The organism is Rhizobacter sp. P2_G4, assembly GCF_056403575.1.
In genome coordinates, this window is the sequence record NZ_JBFUFG010000010.1 from 50,867 (window position 1) to 63,911 (window position 13,045).

The window sequence follows — 13,045 nt, forward strand, 5'->3', positions numbered from 1 at the left end:
CGTCTAGAAGTCAGGCCAACTGCCTGATAGAAGCCAGATGCTGATTGCCAGCGTGGCCAGGCCGACGGCTTCGACGAAAAGGGAAAGCGCCGTACTGGCTTGCTCCACTCCGCCCAGTGGCTCCCGTGGAAACTGGCCAAACGTGACGAGCCTGAGCACCAGCCAGCCGATTGACCAGCCGACGGTCTCGACGCAGAAGTCCCAAGCCAGCCACCATAACGCTCGAAGGGCTCCAACGAAGAAGCTCCTCGGCAACTCAAGCAAGTCCGAGGGATCGAGCATGTCTGTGGCGAGCGTTTGACTTCAGCGGACCGTCGTGAGCAGCATGCGCGCAAAAGGCGAAGCTACTCATGCGAAAGAATTTCGTTTGTGACGTTGTCTACCACCACAGGACTGTCGAAGTAGGTAACCAAGGGCTCGGTGCTGTACTTCTCGCGCACGAAAGCTCTCCAACTCTCCGTGTACATGGCATCCGCGTCGACTCTGGAGTTCCAGAGATAGATGCCACCGACCGTGCTCCTCTCCTCAGAGAGGACATAGACCTTGCGAACAAGGCCCGGCACGCCTTGGTATTTCGGTGCCGTGCTCAGGAAGATCGTTCGTGCCTCCTCCCGCGTGATCGGCTTCGGCAACTTGAACGTGGTGATGGCTGTGATCATTCAGACCCTCCTTTTGGGATGATGGTGACTGCGCTTAACGTTTGACGGGCGGCGCCCGCTTGCCAGGTTAAGCCTCCGCTCCGGACTAAAGAGACCTGCCTTCATGGCACTCAGTCCACTCAAGGTTCAGCACGGGACGCCTTCTTGCGAAAGTACAAGACGTTGAATGTGATGGCCAGCACGACGGCCAGAAGAACCGAGGCAGCAGATACAAGGAGCACGGCACCCAGACCACAACCACCCTCGAAACCAGAACCAAACCACGAGCAAGGAAGAGTATTCACTGCTATGGCTCCAAGAATCGCGGCTCCGATGGCGGCGAGAAGAGACAAGGCTATTGCTACTGCGATCGATTTGAGCATCTTGGGATGGAGTGTGTGACCATAGTGACCAATTGGCGTGGCCGGCGGCGCTTGGTTTTTTGAATTGGTAGAGCACATGCTGCCAGACACTCAGCTTGGTGCCCAGTACCTGGTCGTGACCAACATGACGATGCCAGTGAGCGCTGGAAGCAAGAAGACCAGAGTGCGGAGACGGTCCTGTGCATAGATGAGCGCGCCCCCTACCAGGACGAAAGCCAGTAGGGAGAAGCTGCCGCTAAAGAGCATCGCTCCAATGGCGGCAGTAGCCGCCTCGCTGAAGCCGGGGCCAACGTTCGGCCGGGGAAGATGCGGTAGACCAGATGCCTGTCTCAGGCCGGCAACCAGGACAAGCACAGAAAGGCACCCTACAAGGCAACCTGTCCAAGCGAGAGCAGCAGACAGCCAGTGAGACTGTCGTCTTGCAGCGAGTGCGCGCAACTCTCGGGCGCGCTCAGTCTTTGGCTTTGTGACTCGAACCGGATACATGCGCTCTAGCGTTTGACATGAAATGCTGCGGCGGGCTTGCCAGACGACGTACTTTCAATAGATGGGCTGGGCGTCATGTGCGCGAGTAGCTCTTGGCCAGCAGCTTGGAGTACCAGTGGCGCAGAAACTTTGGACGCTTGTTGTGCACAAATTCCTCTGCAAACTTTAGTGGCACTCTCGTAGGCGCCACGAGAAAGATGAGCGCCACGTCGACCGCAACTACAACGAGTGGAGAGGTTGCCAGAAAGATTAGCTTGAGTTCTGGAACCTTGTACGGACAGCCGTTTGAGTAAGCGATTAGGCAATAGATTGGCTTAACCACTATTGCTGCACCGACGGCTGCCGCGATGAACAGCAGAACCTGCGCGACAACCAAGGACACAACGCGGGGCCTTAAGTCCCGCTCTCGCTCCTGCGCTTTCACTCGTGCAGCAGCCATAGCCAGAGTAGAGGGTGTTGAACCCTTGATGGTGTGGCAGTTCCAGCATTCATCGGTGCTTGCGGACGTAAGAGCTTTGCAGCCTTTGCACTCCCAATTCTCCACAGATCCCTCCCATGACTCCTAACGTTAGCTAAACAGACAGCCGCGAACGATAGCCATCCGCCCCGTATCAATGGCCCTGATGGCTCGACTTATGAAAGTGACCAGGCGCATTAGGCCATCCAAAAAGCACGGAATCAAAAAGCACATCGCCGTACGATTCTCGCAGTGGCTCAGGGGTATGTCGATCGCAGCGATGCGGGCATGCTCAGCGCTTTTACTGAGTTCGGCTTGTGCACCGGGCCTGCAGTGATGTCGGCAGAGGAGCGTTTGTGCCCTCCGCCGTCGTGTCCTCACGGCGTTGCCGGCGCGCCGGCCCCTGGCCCAGGGTTGAAGTGTTGCGTCAGGTACGCGCAGCAGGCAGTCGCTGCGCCGGTGCTGTGGTCGATCGCACACGCAGCGAAGCCGATGTCATCAACATCCGCTGGTGAAATACCCGCAAGCCGAAGTTGTCGCCTAGAGTGCAACCCATGCGCTGTGAAGACATTGCCTCCCACCCCGACTTCCGCCGCCTCTCATCGATACCCGACGTCGTTGTCGACTTGCGCTACGCGGGCCTCCGCAACTTCGTCGGCCGCGATCTCTACGGCGCGCTCGACTGCAGCTGGCTACATCGGCTTGCCGCCGAGGGGCTCGAACGTGCGGCCGAGCAGCTCGCTCGCGAGGCGCCAGGCCATCGCCTGTTGGTGCTGGATGCGCTGCGCCCGCACCGCGTCCAGGTGCAGCTATGGAACCACCTCGACGGCACCGGGCTGCGCCAGTACGTGGCCGATCCGGCGCGCGGTTCCATCCACTCGTTCGGCATGGCGCTGGACGCGACGCTGATCGACGCCACAGGTCGCGAGCTCGACATGGGCACCGGCTTCGACGAGATGACAGAGCTCTCCCATCCGCGGCTCGAAGCACAGCACCTGGCCAGCGGCGCGCTGACGCCGACGCAGCTTCAGCACCGCGCACTGCTGCGCCGCGTGCTCGCGCTCGGCAACTTCAACGGCATCGACAACGAGTGGTGGCACTTCGACATGCTGGACCGCCAGCACGTGCGCCAGCATTTCACGCGCATCGACTGACGACGCGATGCACCTGCCCGTCAGGGCTTGGTGGCGCTCGAAGGCTCGGCGGTCGGCAGGCGCCACAACCACACCGCAACCGCCGCGCAGCACACGCCCGGCGACCAATTCCACGGTGACGGGATCAGCCACCACGACAACACCGAGCTGCCCGCCATCATCACCGTGGCGAGCTGCTTGGCACGCAGCGGCACCGCATGGTTGGTGCGCCAGTCGAGGATCATCGGGCCGAAGCGCGGATGCGCCAGCAGCCACGCCTCCCAGCGCTCGCTGCCGCGCGAGAAGCAGAAGGCGGCCAGCAGCACCAGCGGTGCGGTGGGCAACAGCGGCACCACGATGCCGATGACGCCGACAACGAGGCTCAGCACGCCGGCCACGAGCCACAGCACACGCTGCCAGCGCGGCCGATCACGGGTGGGAATGGAACTCATCGCCCCGATGCTAAGGCGAGACGTCATGGCCACGTCACGGCCGCGTCATCGTCGCCCTCGACCATGCACGTTTGTCTTCAGACGGAACCGATTCCATGCGACCTTCCCATTGGTGCGGTGTGCTTGCTGCAGCCGCCTTGCTCGTCGTTGCCGCTTGCGGCGACAGCAACAGCCCCCCTCCTCCGGAGCAACCGGCTTTCTCGCCTTCGGTCGCCTTCATGACCGATGTGCACTTCGAGAATGTCTACGGCGACTTCAAGACCACGGCCTTCACCGGCATCCCGACCGCTGACGGCAAGAACGCGACCATCCGCACGATGTACGCACAGCTCACGTCAACGCGGCTGTTCAACGAGAACTACTTCGCCTTCCGCTCTGCGCTGGACGACGCCCATGCCAAGGGCATCAAGTTCGTGGCGCTCCCCGGCGACTACTCCGATGACGCACAGCCGATCAACATCGACGGCATTGCCGCCATCCTCAAGGAGTACCAGGCCAAGGGCATGCGCTTCTTCATCGCGCCGGGCAACCACGACCCCAACGAACCCTATGACGACGATGAAGCCGGCAAGAACGACTTCCTGACGAAAGACGGCAAGGAGCAGAAGGTCTACGCCACCGGCAACGCCGCGTGCAAGACGGCCGACCCGGCCGTTGCCTGCACCGACCAGCTGAAGGAACTGGGCTACGAAAGCATCCTCGCGCGGTTGGGCGAATTCGGCTTCATGCCGAACAAGGACGACCTGCGCTGGGAAACGCCGTTCAGCCAGTACACCGGCGGCACCTACACGTTCACCGAAGCGCATGTGCAGTCCGACCTCGCCAAGCGCCAGTTCGAGATCTGCCTCGAAGGCGAAGGCGGTGCCTACAAGGCTGCCGGGGAAGCGGCACTGGGCAAGGCCTACACGCGCTGCACATCGCTGCCCGATGCGAGCTATCTGGTGGAGCCTTCGCCGGGCCTGTGGCTGCTCTCGATCGACGCCAACGTCTATGTGCCCAACGCCAATTTCGACCCGGCCAATCCCAAGGTGTTCAAGGGCTATGACGGTGCAGGCAATGCCGGCTGGAACAAGGTGATCACCCACAAGAAGCACCTGCTCGAGTGGATCAAGTCGGTGAACGAGCGCGCTAAGGCTCAGGGCAAGCAGCTCATCGCCTTCTCGCACTACCCGACGATGGACTTCTACGCCAACCAGACAACGGCGATGAAGGCTGTCTTCAAGTCTGGCGCATTCCAGACCGCGCGCGTGCCCGAAGCCGCGACCACCGCGGCGGTGGTTGCCACGGGCCTGCAGCTGCACATCGGCGGGCACATGCATTTCAACGGCAGCAACGACTACACCGATGCGAACGGCAACTACCTCGCCAACCTGCAGTCGCCATCGCTCGCCGTCTACGGCGCGGCCTACAAGATCGTCACCTTCAAGGACAAGGACACGGCCGACATCCTGACCGTCGGCTTGAACGAGGTGCCGCGCTTCAAGGAGCTGTTCCCGTTCTACGAGACCGAATATGCGTGGCTGCAATCCAGCAGCGCACCGGCCGACGTGGCGAAGCGCTGGAACCGTGCGGTGCTCGACACCACGAGCTACGGCAAGTTCACGCACTACTACTTTGGTGAACTCTCCCGCCTGCGATTCATGGACGAGTACTGGCCCTGCGAGATGAAGGAAGCCGCCACCAGCCTCAACCTCGCGCAGATGCTGACGATGACGCAGTTGCAGACGGCCGTCACGTTCTCGCAGCTGAAAGACGTGCCGGGCGTGGTGCCACTCACTGCCGCCTGCACCGCTGTCGGCACGGCCACAGGCACGGCGGTGGCAGCCGACACGCTGGCGGCCGACTGGGCACAGGCCAGCTCGAAAGCCCGCAAACTCGCAACGGACGCCGGCCTCGATTTCGACGCGATGGCCACCGTCACGGCCTACGACTTCTACGGCGACTTCCATCGCACCGTTTACGCTGGCGAACTCTCGCTGCGCGACATGGGCGAGACGCGTGTGAAGCAGTACAAGTTGCTGATGTCGGCTTTCCCGGCGGCGCCGGCTGCCATCGTGAAAGTGGGCGACAAGCCATCGGACCAGAACGCCGTGGAGGTGCTGTTCCAGAACCAGTTCAAGCAGGTCTTCTCGATCTTCAAGGGCCTCGGTTCCGGCAAGCCCAGTGATCACTTCGTCGTCGACTTCAAGAACAAGAAGCTGACGAGCGCCAATGCGGGGAGCCTGAGCTTCAACTGAACCACCGGCGGCGCCGACGCCCGCGGCTAGCGGATGGCGCGGGCTTTCGTCGACCGGCGGGGCGCCGGTGCGGCAGCGGGCTCCGCTGTGGCGGAGCCCGCCGCGTGCCGCAGACCGTCGAGCGCAGGGTTCACCACGTTGGCGTCCGCGCCCTCGGCGAACACCGCATAGGCCGGGTACAGGAACTCCGGTGCACCGCGCACGCGGCGCAGCTTGCCGCTCTCGATGTGGCGGCGAACCACGGCAAGCCGAAAGTAGCCTGAGCCGCCAGCCGCTAGCACGTATTCACGGCCGAGCGGCCCGAGTCCGGCCATCACGCCGGTGTTGCCGAGGTGAGGGAACGCAAGGCTGTGCTGCGCGGCGAACTCGGGGCCCCAGTCGACGTAGACGTAGTGCTCCGGGTCGAGTTCATGGCCCTTCTTCAGCGTGGTGACCAGCACGAGCTTCTCTTCGATCAGCAGCTCGATGCGCAGGCCCGGCCGCTGTTGCGGCGCATAGACGACCGCGATGTCGAGCATGCCGGAGGCGACGCGGTCGATCAGGTCCGATGGGAAGCCGACTTCGGTGCGCAGGGCGAGGTGAGGCGCCGCCGTGCGCATCCATAGCAGCCAGTCGAGCAACAGCGGGTCCCACAGGCTGATCTCGCAGCCGATCGTCAACACCGACTGCCGCCCCGGCGGCACCGCCACCTGGTGGCGTGCGCGCTCCCACACCTGCACCAGCATCGAGGCGTAGCGCGTGAACTGCTCGCCCGCGGGCGTGAGCGTGGCCCCCGCCTTGTTGCGGACGAAGAGCTTGGCACCCACCTGCTCTTCGAGCGTGCGCACGCGGGCGCTCACGGCCGTCTGCGTGACGTGCAGCCGCTCGGCGGCGTTCACGAAGCTGCCAGCCGCCACGATGTCGAGAAAGGTTCTTGCGAGCGTGATGTCCATGCCGTGCTGCCCTGTGAGTGCCGTTCACCACAAAATTATTGCATTCAAGTGGCAATAAAACTCGCTTTACTTGTTGAGTGGTGGCACCCAATATTCCTTCATCGACAAGGCATCACCGAACCAGGAGTGGGCAGATGGAAACGCACCGTCAACAGATCGCTTCGAGCCAGACGTCGGCATCCACCCGGAAGCCGTCGTTCCTGATCGATGTTGCTGAGCGCGTTGCGCTTGCTGTCGAGTGGTTGCGCAATCCGGTGGTGCTCCGTGCAGAACGGCACCGCGTGCGCACCGTCGCGGACACCTTGGTGGGCGTGAGTGGCGCCTGACTCGATTCACTCAAATAACTGAAGGAAAAACATGAAGACCTCCTCGAACCAGTCGCCCCTCGCGAACGAACTGCGCGCCCTCATCGCTGCCACGCCGCTGGCGGTATTCCTGCGCGCAGTGCGTGGCGACATCTCAACCCGCGCTGCTCGCGCCACCCGCACCACCGGGATGCGGGCTTCGGCCTGACGGGAGCATGGCGATGGCCTCGATCACCGGCCGCACCGCCTCCGTGAACCGCACGCCTGCCGTGGGTGAGGCCACGCTGCAGGCCTACCGGATCACGTCGCCTCGCCCGGACTCGCGCAGCGCCTTCGCGCGCTACAAAGGGCGAGAGGTCGATGTGAACGTGGTGCAAGACGTCGTGCGCGAAGGCAGCTACATCGCCGTGCTGATCCACGGCACGCCGCATGGCGAGCCCAGCCGGACGATCGAGTACATCACCGACTACGCGACCTTCGACGAAGCGCTGAGCGCGGGCTTCGACATCGCACGCGCCGCGATCGACAGGCGGCAAAACTAGAACGGCGCATTTCGGCGCCAAGTGCGTCGGGCTCGTACCATTGAAGGCAAGCTGGGCAACCAGCGCCGATTGCCTTCAAGGCCGAGCCCCGCATGACATTGATCCCTTCATCCGCCGACGCAACGCCCCGCCCCGTCACCGGCTTCAGCCCCGACTTCCCGTTCGCGTTCGACGACTGGATCAAGCACCCGGCCGGGCTGGGTTCCATCCCCACAGCGCACCACGGTGCCGAGGTCGCGATCATCGGTGCGGGCATGGCGGGCCTGGTGGCCGCCTACGAGCTGATGAAGCTGGGCTTGAAGCCCGTCGTCTACGAAGCCTCGAAGATGGGTGGGCGCCTGCGCTCGCAGCGCTTCGAGGGGCCGGCGGGCGTGATCGCCGAACTCGGCGGCATGCGCTTCCCGATCTCTTCGACGGCCTTCTATCACTACGTCGACCAGCTCGGACTGAAGTCCGAGCCCTTCCCCAACCCGCTGACCGACGCATCGGGCAGCACGGTGATCGATCTGGAAGGCGAAACCCACTACGCGCGCCACCTCGACGACCTGCCGCCGCTCTTTCGTGAAGTGGCGCAGGCCTGGGCCGAGGCGCTGGAAGACGGCGCCAACTTCAACGCCGTGCAAGACGCCATTCGCCACCGCGACGTGAAGGCGCTCAAGGCCCTGTGGAACCGGCTCGTGCCGCTGTGGGATGACCGCACGTTCTACGACTTCGTGGCCACGTCGAAGGCCTTCTCGAAACTGTCGTTCCACCACCGCGAAGTGTTCGGCCAGGTGGGCTTCGGCACCGGCGGCTGGGACTCCGATTTCCCCAACTCGATGCTTGAGATATTGCGTGTCGTGGTGAACGCCTTCGACGAGAACCAGCGGCTCATCGTCGGCGGCGTCGACCAAGTGCCAATCGGCCTATGGCAGCACGCGCCCGAGCAGATGGCGCACTGGCCGCAGGGCACGACGCTCGCCTCGCTGCACGCAGGCGCTACGCGCGCCGGTGTCGCGCGCATCCGCCGCGAGGCCGACGGGCGTCTGGCCCTCACCGACTGCTGGGGCGACACTCGCCGCTACGCCGCGGTGCTCGCCACCTGCCAGAGCTGGCTGCTGACGACGCAGATCGACTGTGAAGAGACGCTCTTCTCGCACAAGATGTGGATGGCGCTCGACCGCACGCGCTACATGCAGTCGTCCAAGACCTTCGTGATGGTCGACCGGCCGTTCTGGAAAGACAAGGACCCGGTGACCGGCCGCGACGTGATGAGCATGACGCTGACCGACCGGCTCACCCGCGGCACCTACCTCTTCGACCACGGACCCGGCAAGCCCGGCGTCATCTGCCTCACGTATTCGTGGATGGGCGATGCACTGAAGATGCTGCCGCACTCGGTTGAAAAGCGCGTGCGCCTGGCGCTCGATTCGCTGAAGAAGATCTACCCCAACGTCGACATCGCGAGCCACATCATCGGTGACCCGATCACCGTCTCGTGGGAGGCCGACCCGCACTTCCTGGGCGCGTTCAAGGGCGCGCTGCCCGGCCACTACCGCTACAACCAGCGCATGTACGCGCACTTCATGCAAGACGCGATGCCGGCTGCGCAGCGTGGCATCTTCATCGCCGGCGACGACGTGTCGTTCACGCCCGCGTGGGTCGAAGGCGCGGTGCAGACCTCGCTGAATGCGGTGTGGGGCATCGTCCGCCATTTCGGCGGGGCCACGCATGCCGACAACCCGGGCCCCGGCGATGTGTTCCGAGAGATCGGCCCGATCGCCCTGCCGGAGTAAGCGCCGTGTCACCCACGCTTCGCGTCGCGCTCTGGCAATGCAACCCGCTGCCGCTGGACGTGGCGGGCAATCTGCAGCGGCTTGACAGGCAGGCCGCCATCGCGCGCGCGCAAGGCGCCGAGCTGCTGGTCTGCCCGGAGATGTTCCTGAGCGGCTACGACATCGGGGTCGACGCCGTGCAACGGCTCGCCGAAGCGGCGGACGGCCCGAGCGCACAAGCCGCAGCCGAGATCGCGCGCTGCCACGGCATCGCTCTCGCCTACGGCTACCCGGAACGCGGCCAGAACGGCAGCGTCTACAACGCCGCGCAGTTGCTCGGCGCCGATGGCAGCACGCTCGGCCGCTGCCGCAAGACCTGTCTCTACGGCGACCTCGACCGCTCGATGTTCATGCCCGGAGACGCCAGCGAAGCGCTGGGCTCGCTGAACGGCTGGCGCATCGGCCTGTGCATCTGCTACGACATCGAGTTCCCCGAAACCGCACGCCGCCTCGCCATCGCGGGTGCCGATGCCATCATCGTGCCAACCGCCAACATGGAAGCCTTCGACGTCGTCACCCGTGTGCTTGTGCCGGCGCGCGCCGTCGAGAACCAGGTGTTCGTGGCCTATGCCAACTACTGCGGCAGCGAGGGCAGCCTGCGTTACGGTGGGTTGAGCTGCGTGGTGGCACCCGATGGTGAAGCGCCCATGGTGGCTGAACGCGACGAGGCGCTCGTGTTCGCCGAGTTGAGCAGCGAGCGCCTGAGCGCTTCACGCAGCAAGTACACCTACCTGGCGGACCGCGTACAAGGAATCTGATTCACGCAGGAGCCGGCTTGCATGGCATGCTGAAGTCAACGTGGTAGTGCTCGTCATGGCGCACCCACGGCTTGCCCTTCATGAACGTCAGGTTCTGCCGCAGATAGGGGCCGCGGGGCGTAGAGAAGAGCTTCGGGAAGAACGCGTTGTCGAGGATGACGAGCGCAATGCCCACACGCCTGGCCTTGGCAGCGACATGCAGCTGGTAAAGGTGCTCTGACAACGCCACGAAATCGATCTGGTAGTCCTCGTACTTCGCATTCGCATCGAACTCGATATCGTAGCCCAATCGATTGGTCGGGCCCGTGGGCAGCGGTACCGACTTGCCCGCCTTGTTTCGCACCGGCACGAAGAAGTCGATGGACAAGCCATTCTGGTGAGTACGGTGAGGCCGGATGCGGCCGCCGGACGGCCAACCCGTTTCCCCATAGACGTAGGTGACGGACGGGTCCGCAACCGCCAGCGCCGCGTAGGCCGAGACGATCACATCCGAGACCTTCGAATGGACATGCGTGCGGCCGGCCGTGGCGCCCAGCGTGCTGTATGCGGTGAAGTTGGGTCCGCTGACAGGGAGCTTCACGCTGCCTTCGATCCGACCCTTGCTCACCGTGCCGAAGCACTGGCTCTCAATGGCCTGAGCTGCTCCGACTGGTGCACACATCATGGCAACCCAGAGCAAGGCGAGATGTGTCGTCGGTCGGAACATGCAGGCTGAGAGCTCGAGAAACGCGAACCGTACCAGACGCCGCGTCTCATCGAAGCTCTCAAACTCGAACAGATCGCGTCAAAGGACCGAGAACAACCGAGCGTTGACCGGCTCAAAAAATGGGCACACAATCGCCCTCGCTCCGGGGTGCACGTGGACAGCGTGCTGAGATGGTCACCAACCAAACCCGCGAACTTGATCCGGCTAGTACCGGCGAAAGAAGAGCTGTCACCCTTGACCCCAAGGCCCATCGTGGCCGGGGCTGCCGGGGTCACCTTCGGAGCATGCGTAGCCACTGCTCACGAAGGAACCTCGATGAACGCACCCGACAAGCTCGAAGCCCTGCTCACCCTCACGCGTGAGCCGTTCCCAGCCTCGCAGAAGACCTACCTGACCGGTAGCCGCGACAACGTGCGCGTGCCCTTGCGCGAGGTGAGCCTGACGAACGGCGAGACCGTCGCGCTGTACGACACCTCGGGCCCGTACAGCGACCCGACGGCAAGCATCGACGTGACGCGCGGCCTGCCCGGCGTGCGCGATGCATGGATCGCCGAGCGTGCCGACACGGAGAGCTACACCGGCCGCATCCGCCATGCGCTGGACGACGGCATCAAGCACGAGGCCTACGAGGCCGACCGCATCGAGGCACTGCGCCGCGCCGCCGCCGCGCTGCAACGCACACCGCGGCGCGCCAAGGCCGGTGCCAACGTGACGCAGATGCACTACGCACGCCGCGGCATCGTCACGCCCGAGATGGAGTACGTGGCGCTGCGCGAGAACGGCAAGCGCGAATGGATGGCCGAGTACCTGGCCGACGAAGCACGCGAGCAGCGCCTGCGCGGCAACCCGATGGGCGCCAGCATCCCAAAGATCATCACGCCGGAGTTCGTGCGCGAAGAAGTGGCACGCGGCCGCGCCATCATCCCGGCCAACATCAACCACCCCGAGGTGGAGCCGATGGCGATCGGCCGCAACTTCAAGGTGAAGATCAACGCCAACATCGGCAACTCGGCGGTCACCTCCAGCATCGAAGAAGAGGTCGAGAAACTGGTGTGGGCCACGCGCTGGGGTGCCGACAACGTGATGGACCTGAGCACCGGCCGCAACATCCACACCACGCGTGACTGGATCGTGCGCAACAGCCCGGTGCCCATCGGCACGGTGCCGATCTACCAGGCGCTGGAGAAGGTGGGCGGCGTGGCTGAAGACCTCACCTGGGAGATCTTCCGCGACACGCTGATCGAGCAGGCCGAGCAAGGGGTCGACTACTTCACCATCCACGCCGGCTTGCGGTTGCCCTTCATTCACCTGACGGCGAACCGGCGCACCGGCATCGTCTCGCGCGGCGGCTCGATCATGGCCAAGTGGTGCATCACCCACCACAAGGAAAGCTTTCTCTACACGCACTTCGAAGACATCTGCGACATCATGAAGGCCTACGACGTGAGCTTCTCGCTCGGCGACGGCCTGCGCCCCGGCTCGGGTGCCGATGCCAACGACGAAGCGCAGTTCGCCGAGCTGCGCACGCTGGGCGAGTTGACGCAGATCGCCTGGAAGCACGATGTGCAGACCATGATCGAAGGCCCGGGCCACGTGCCGATGCACCTGATCCAGGCCAACATGGACGAGCAGCTGAAGCACTGCGCCGAAGCGCCGTTCTACACACTCGGCCCGCTCACGATCGACATCGCGCCCGGCTACGACCACATTGCCAGCGCCATCGGTGCCGCCATGATCGGCTGGATGGGCACCGCGATGCTCTGCTACGTGACGCCCAAGGAGCACCTCGGCCTGCCCGACCGCAATGACGTGAAGCAGGGAATCATCGCGTACAAGATCGCGGCTCACGCGGCCGACATCGCCAAGGGCCACCCCGGCGCACGGGCACGCGACGAGGCGCTGTCGAAGGCACGCTTCGAGTTCCGCTGGACCGACCAGTTCAACCTCGGCCTGGACCCGGACACCGCACGCGACTTCCACGACGAGACCTTGCCGAAAGACAGCAGCAAGGTCGCGCACTTCTGCAGCATGTGCGGGCCGAAGTTCTGCTCGATGAAGATCACGCAGGACGTGCGCGACTACGCGGCCGCGAAAGGCGTGGCCGACGCGGCAGCGCTGGAAAGCGGCATGGCCGAGAAGTCGGCGCAGTTCAAGGCGGGCGGCGGCGAGATTTACATCCCGATCCACGCAAAAACCTGAAGC

At 64.0% G+C, this 13,045-nt stretch carries 14 protein-coding genes and 1 riboswitch; of the genes, 8 read left to right on the top strand and 6 right to left on the bottom strand.

Annotated elements, in window-relative coordinates; all coding sequences use genetic code 11:
- Nucleotides 1-3: 3 nt before the first annotated feature.
- The 3 genes from AC1DYS_RS26020 to AC1DYS_RS26030 all read right to left on the bottom strand — a co-directional run bounded on the left by AC1DYS_RS26020 (nt 4) and on the right by AC1DYS_RS26030 (nt 1,021).
- Nucleotides 4-282: a hypothetical protein gene (locus AC1DYS_RS26020; protein ID WP_477904461.1), complete on the bottom strand. Its 279-nt coding sequence runs from the start codon at nt 280-282 to the stop codon at nt 4-6.
- 62 nt (nt 283-344) lie between these two features.
- Complete coding sequence (locus tag AC1DYS_RS26025) at nt 345-659, bottom strand: YdhR family protein (RefSeq protein WP_477904462.1); 315 nt, start codon at nt 657-659, stop codon at nt 345-347.
- A 119-nt stretch (nt 660-778) separates the two neighbouring features.
- Nucleotides 779-1,021, bottom strand: a complete 243-nt coding sequence (locus AC1DYS_RS26030) for a hypothetical protein (protein WP_477904463.1) — start codon at nt 1,019-1,021, stop codon at nt 779-781.
- A gap of 1,497 nt (nt 1,022-2,518) precedes the next feature.
- Here AC1DYS_RS26030 and AC1DYS_RS26035 point away from each other — a divergent pair.
- A complete protein-coding gene (locus tag AC1DYS_RS26035) occupies nt 2,519-3,118 on the top strand; it encodes a M15 family metallopeptidase (protein WP_477904464.1) in 600 nt (199 codons plus the stop codon).
- Between the two features lie 20 nt (nt 3,119-3,138).
- Here the strand turns inward: AC1DYS_RS26035 and AC1DYS_RS26040 are convergent, their stop codons facing one another.
- A complete protein-coding gene (locus tag AC1DYS_RS26040; protein ID WP_477904465.1) occupies nt 3,139-3,549 on the bottom strand; it encodes a YbaN family protein in 411 nt (136 codons plus the stop codon).
- Between the two features lie 95 nt (nt 3,550-3,644).
- Here AC1DYS_RS26040 and AC1DYS_RS26045 point away from each other — a divergent pair, with 95 nt between their 5' ends.
- Nucleotides 3,645-5,786 (top strand): metallophosphoesterase, encoded by a 2,142-nt coding sequence (locus AC1DYS_RS26045; RefSeq protein WP_477904466.1) that lies wholly within the window; start codon nt 3,645-3,647, stop codon nt 5,784-5,786.
- A gap of 26 nt (nt 5,787-5,812) precedes the next feature.
- Here AC1DYS_RS26045 and AC1DYS_RS26050 read toward each other — a convergent pair whose 3' ends face one another.
- On the bottom strand, nt 5,813-6,718 hold the full coding sequence (locus AC1DYS_RS26050) for a LysR family transcriptional regulator (protein ID WP_477904467.1): 906 nt from the start codon (nt 6,716-6,718) through the stop codon (nt 5,813-5,815).
- A 134-nt stretch (nt 6,719-6,852) separates the two neighbouring features.
- On the opposite strand from AC1DYS_RS26050, the gene AC1DYS_RS26055 reads away from it, so the two are divergent.
- From AC1DYS_RS26055 to AC1DYS_RS26075, 5 genes are all read left to right on the top strand, one after another.
- Nucleotides 6,853-7,044 (top strand): hypothetical protein, encoded by a 192-nt coding sequence (locus AC1DYS_RS26055; protein ID WP_477904468.1) that lies wholly within the window; start codon nt 6,853-6,855, stop codon nt 7,042-7,044.
- A 31-nt stretch (nt 7,045-7,075) separates the two neighbouring features.
- Entirely contained in the window at nt 7,076-7,231 is a 156-nt protein-coding gene (locus tag AC1DYS_RS26060) for a hypothetical protein (protein ID WP_477904469.1), read from the top strand.
- Nucleotides 7,232-7,244: 13 nt separating this feature from the next.
- Complete coding sequence (locus AC1DYS_RS26065; protein ID WP_477904470.1) at nt 7,245-7,565, top strand: hypothetical protein; 321 nt, start codon at nt 7,245-7,247, stop codon at nt 7,563-7,565.
- A 92-nt stretch (nt 7,566-7,657) separates the two neighbouring features.
- Entirely contained in the window at nt 7,658-9,340 is a 1,683-nt protein-coding gene (locus tag AC1DYS_RS26070) for a flavin monoamine oxidase family protein (RefSeq protein ID WP_477904471.1), read from the top strand.
- Nucleotides 9,341-9,345: 5 nt separating this feature from the next.
- Nucleotides 9,346-10,137 carry a carbon-nitrogen hydrolase family protein gene (locus AC1DYS_RS26075; protein ID WP_477904472.1) on the top strand — a complete coding sequence of 264 codons (792 nt, stop codon included), beginning with the start codon at nt 9,346-9,348 and terminating at the stop codon, nt 10,135-10,137.
- Nucleotide 10,138: 1 nt separating this feature from the next.
- Here AC1DYS_RS26075 and AC1DYS_RS26080 read toward each other — a convergent pair whose 3' ends face one another.
- On the bottom strand, nt 10,139-10,843 hold the full coding sequence (locus AC1DYS_RS26080; RefSeq protein ID WP_477904473.1) for a penicillin-insensitive murein endopeptidase: 705 nt from the start codon (nt 10,841-10,843) through the stop codon (nt 10,139-10,141).
- Between the two features lie 133 nt (nt 10,844-10,976).
- A riboswitch (TPP riboswitch) is annotated at nt 10,977-11,082 on the top strand.
- 76 nt (nt 11,083-11,158) lie between these two features.
- Between AC1DYS_RS26080 and thiC the strand changes: the two genes are divergently transcribed.
- A complete protein-coding gene (thiC, locus tag AC1DYS_RS26085; RefSeq protein ID WP_477904474.1) occupies nt 11,159-13,042 on the top strand; it encodes a phosphomethylpyrimidine synthase ThiC in 1,884 nt (627 codons plus the stop codon).
- Nucleotides 13,043-13,045 lie beyond the last annotated feature (3 nt).

Excerpts from the sequence above, each read along its gene's own strand:
- AC1DYS_RS26055 (WP_477904468.1), top strand. The coding sequence starts at position 6,853 with ATGGAAACGCACCGTCAACAGATCGCTTCGAGCCAGACGTCGGCATCC.
- AC1DYS_RS26050 (WP_477904467.1), bottom strand. The coding sequence starts at position 6,718 with ATGGACATCACGCTCGCAAGAACCTTTCTCGACATCGTGGCGGCTGGC.
- AC1DYS_RS26080 (WP_477904473.1), bottom strand. The coding sequence starts at position 10,843 with ATGTTCCGACCGACGACACATCTCGCCTTGCTCTGGGTTGCCATGATG.
- AC1DYS_RS26025 (WP_477904462.1), bottom strand. The coding sequence starts at position 659 with ATGATCACAGCCATCACCACGTTCAAGTTGCCGAAGCCGATCACGCGG.
- AC1DYS_RS26035 (WP_477904464.1), top strand. The coding sequence starts at position 2,519 with ATGCGCTGTGAAGACATTGCCTCCCACCCCGACTTCCGCCGCCTCTCA.
- thiC (WP_477904474.1), top strand. The coding sequence starts at position 11,159 with ATGAACGCACCCGACAAGCTCGAAGCCCTGCTCACCCTCACGCGTGAG.
- AC1DYS_RS26040 (WP_477904465.1), bottom strand. The coding sequence starts at position 3,549 with ATGAGTTCCATTCCCACCCGTGATCGGCCGCGCTGGCAGCGTGTGCTG.
- AC1DYS_RS26065 (WP_477904470.1), top strand. The coding sequence starts at position 7,245 with ATGGCCTCGATCACCGGCCGCACCGCCTCCGTGAACCGCACGCCTGCC.
- AC1DYS_RS26060 (WP_477904469.1), top strand. The coding sequence starts at position 7,076 with ATGAAGACCTCCTCGAACCAGTCGCCCCTCGCGAACGAACTGCGCGCC.
- AC1DYS_RS26030 (WP_477904463.1), bottom strand. The coding sequence starts at position 1,021 with ATGCTCAAATCGATCGCAGTAGCAATAGCCTTGTCTCTTCTCGCCGCC.
- AC1DYS_RS26045 (WP_477904466.1), top strand. The coding sequence starts at position 3,645 with ATGCGACCTTCCCATTGGTGCGGTGTGCTTGCTGCAGCCGCCTTGCTC.
- AC1DYS_RS26020 (WP_477904461.1), bottom strand. The coding sequence starts at position 282 with ATGCTCGATCCCTCGGACTTGCTTGAGTTGCCGAGGAGCTTCTTCGTT.
- AC1DYS_RS26070 (WP_477904471.1), top strand. The coding sequence starts at position 7,658 with ATGACATTGATCCCTTCATCCGCCGACGCAACGCCCCGCCCCGTCACC.